The 3,181-nt window shown below is 65.4% G+C and carries 4 protein-coding genes; 1 reads left to right on the top strand and 3 read right to left on the bottom strand.

Annotated elements, in window-relative coordinates:
• Window positions 1-537, bottom strand: a 537-nt coding sequence (tsf, locus tag RHBS_RS26065; RefSeq protein ID WP_128646828.1) for a translation elongation factor Ts, incomplete at its 3' end; no start/stop codon positions are given.
• 159 nt (window positions 538-696) lie between these two features.
• Window positions 697-1,587: a 30S ribosomal protein S2 gene (rpsB, locus tag RHBS_RS26060; RefSeq protein ID WP_121870140.1), complete on the bottom strand. Its 891-nt coding sequence runs from the start codon at window positions 1,585-1,587 to the stop codon at window positions 697-699.
• A 347-nt stretch (window positions 1,588-1,934) separates the two neighbouring features.
• Between rpsB and RHBS_RS26055 the strand changes: the two genes are divergently transcribed.
• A complete protein-coding gene (locus RHBS_RS26055; protein WP_183130177.1) occupies window positions 1,935-2,441 on the top strand; it encodes a M23 family metallopeptidase in 507 nt (168 codons plus the stop codon).
• A gap of 3 nt (window positions 2,442-2,444) precedes the next feature.
• Here RHBS_RS26055 and RHBS_RS26050 read toward each other — a convergent pair.
• Window positions 2,445-3,181: MinD/ParA family protein (locus RHBS_RS26050; protein ID WP_145977617.1), on the bottom strand; the 737-nt coding region annotated here is incomplete at its 5' end.

The raw sequence follows: 3,181 nt of genomic DNA, 5'->3' as shown, positions 1-3,181 counted from the left end.
TGGCAGCGCGCGCAGCGCGCCCGCGGCATCGCCGTCACCGGTGTACTCGACCAGCACGCCGACAGCAGGCGGCAGGTCCGCGCTGCGCTTGTGCAGGTACGTCGCGGTGTTGCCGTCGTAGGACACGACGCGACGCAGCTCGAGCTTCTCGCCGATCTTCGCCGACAGCTCGTTCAGAGCCGTTTCGACAGTCTTGCCGTTCAGGTCGAGCGCCTTGAGGGCATCGACATCGGCCGGCTTGCCTGCTGCAGCCGTCGCCGCAACGGACGCGGCGAACGTCTGGAACTCGTCGTTCTTGGCCACGAAGTCGGTCTCGGAGTTGATCTCCACGAGCACTCCACCCTCGGCGACGACGAGGCCTTCGGCGGTGTTGCGCTCGGCGCGCTTGCCGACGTCCTTGGCACCCTTGATACGCAGGTACTCGACGGCCTTGTCGTAGTCGCCGTCGTTCTCGGCGAGCGCGTTCTTGCAGTCCATCATTCCGGAGCCGGTGAGCTCACGGAGCCGCTTGACGTCGGCGGCAGTGTAGTTCGCCATCGTGGGCGAGCCTCCTCAAAGTCTGGGTACGGGCGTTGACGAAAAATGCTGTTCTCGGGCCGTGATCGACGGGCTCACTACGGAGCCGTACCGACCACAACCCTGACATACCGAAGCGGCCCCGGCCCACCCCTGAGGGTGAACCGGGACCGAATTCGATCAAGCCTGAGCGGCCGGTGCTTCTTCTGCTGCCGGCGCTTCTTCTGCGGCCGGGGCATCGGCTGCGGGAGCCTCTGCTGCCGGAGCTTCCGCTGCGGGAGCATCGGCTGCCGGTGAAGCCTGAGCGAGCTGCTCGAGCTCCCACTCGGCGAGGGGCTCGCCTGCGGCGACCTCGGGCTTGGCGTCGGATGCAGTGTTCTGACCTGCTCGCGCCTGCACGCCCTCGGCAACTGCGGATGCGACGACCTTGGTCAGCAGCGCAGCGGAACGGATCGCGTCGTCGTTACCCGGGATCGGGTAGTCGACCACGTCGGGATCGCAGTTGGTGTCGAGGATCGCGATGACCGGGATGTTCAACTTGCGCGCCTCGGCAACCGCGAGATGCTCCTTGTTGGTGTCGACGATCCAGATGGCCGACGGAACCTTGGACATGTCCCGGATGCCACCGAGGGTGCGGTCGAGCTTGGTCATCTCACGCGTGAGCATGAGGATTTCCTTCTTGGTGCGACCCTCGAAGCCACCGGTCTGCTCCATTGCCTCGAGCTCCTTGAGGCGGAGCAGACGCTTGTGGACCGTCTGGAAGTTGGTGAGCATGCCACCGAGCCAGCGCTGGTTCACGTAGGGCATACCCACGCGAGTTGCTTCAGCGGCGATGGACTCCTGCGCCTGCTTCTTGGTGCCGACGAACAGAACCGTGCCGTTGTGGGCGACGGTCTCCTTGACGAACTCGTAAGCCTTGTCGATGAAGGTCAGAGTCTGCTGCAAGTCGATGATGTAGATGCCGTTGCGGTCGGTGAAGATGAATCGCTTCATCTTCGGGTTCCAGCGACGGGTCTGGTGTCCGAAGTGTGTGCCGCTGTCGAGCAGCTGCTTCATTGTTACTACAGCCATGGCTGAAGAACTCTCTTTCGATGGTGCGGTTGACGCAGAGTGTCGGTGACCTCTGCCCTGGCGGCCGCTGAAGTTGCCGGACCTGACACCACGAAGATCTCAGGACCGCCGACAACCGGTTCTCGTATCGGTGATTCTGCTCGAAGCAGACGATGCGATGGAAGCGGACGCGCGAAGTCGACCCGTGCACGCACAGGCCGCAAGTGACCAGTGTAGACCTGCCACCGCCCCCGTCATAACCAGGCCCGACTGTCAAGAGTTTCCGAGGCCTGTGGACAAAGAAATTCCCTGTCCACAAATCACCTCCGGGTTCGTTCGGTCGCTCGGATCCGGGAGATGGTGGACGGGTGAACATCTCTCTCCCGCGCCGCGCACTCGCGGTGTGCCTCGCGACCGCAGTAGCGCTCGCGACGCCGGTCGCAGCGGCGCAGACAGGCGCATTCGCCTGGCCGCTGGCTCCTAAGCCGCAGGTCGTCACCCCGTTCGACCGTCCCGAGCAGAATTGGCTGCCGGGCCACCGTGGTGTCGACCTCGCCGCGGAGGAAGGCCAGTCGGTACTGGCCGTCGCCGACGGCACCGTGGTGTTCGCCGGGTCGGTCGCGGGCAAGCCCGTCGTATCGGTGGATCATCCGGGCGGACTGCGATCGACGTACGAACCGGTGCTGGCCTCGGTCACCCCCGGCGCGCGCGTCCGGCGAGGGGCCGTGCTGGGTTCGTTGGCATCGGGGCACGAGAGCTGCTCGTCGACGTGCCTTCACTGGGGCATCAGACGTGGTCGCGACTATCTCGATCCCACGGCGTTGGTGCGCGCGAGTCCGATCAGGTTGAAACCCCTCGACGACGAGGGCAGATGATCGTCAGCGCTGTGGGCCGGAGTGCCTGCCGGACGCCGCGGGAAAGTCGTCGGCCACCATGGCGGCGAGTTCGACGAACGCGCTTCGAGTCTGGGGACGCAACTGGTCGAGATCGACCACGGCACCCTCGGCGAGGTGCTCGTCGAAGGGAACCACCAGGACGGCGCGGCAGCGCTCGAGGAAGTGCTGTTGCAGCAAGTTCATGTCCACCGCCGACGAACCCGGGCGAACCGAGCTGATCACCACCACGGTCCGCTCCACCAGATGGCCGTAGCCGTGCAGCTCGAGCCAGTCCAGCGTCGCTGCAGCACTGCGCGCACCGTCGACCGCGGGCGAGCTGACCAGAACCAGCGCATTCGCCAGTTGCAGCACCCCGTTCATCGCCGAGTGCATGATCCCGGTACCGCAATCGGTCAGGATCAGGTTGTAGTACACCTGCAGCATGTCGATGACGGCGCGGTAGTCCTCCTCGCCGAACATCTCCGACGCGGCCGGGTCGCGCTCGCCGGCCAACACTTCGAGTCGACTCGGTGCCTGCGAGGTGTGCTCGCGGATGTCGGAGTAGCGACGAATGTGCGGTGCGGCGGCCAGCAGATCACGCACGGTCGACGACGTCTGACGCGGAACTCGCTCCCCCAGGGTGCCGAAGTCGGGGTTCGCGTCCACGGCGATGACGCAATCTCCGCGCAGCGACGCGAACGTCGACCCGAGACCGAGAGTGGTCGTCGTCTTGCCGACGC

This window comes from Rhodococcus sp. BS-15, assembly GCF_000813105.1.
GTDB lineage: Bacteria > Actinomycetota > Actinomycetes > Mycobacteriales > Mycobacteriaceae > Rhodococcoides.
Note: the sequence above shows the minus strand (reverse complement) of the source record. Positions and strands in the feature narration are given on the sequence as shown.

What these genes read in the sequence shown, in the direction of transcription:
- rpsB (WP_121870140.1), bottom strand. Translation starts at nt 1,587, where the DNA reads ATGGCTGTAGTAACAATGAAGCAGCTGCTCGACAGCGGCACACACTTC.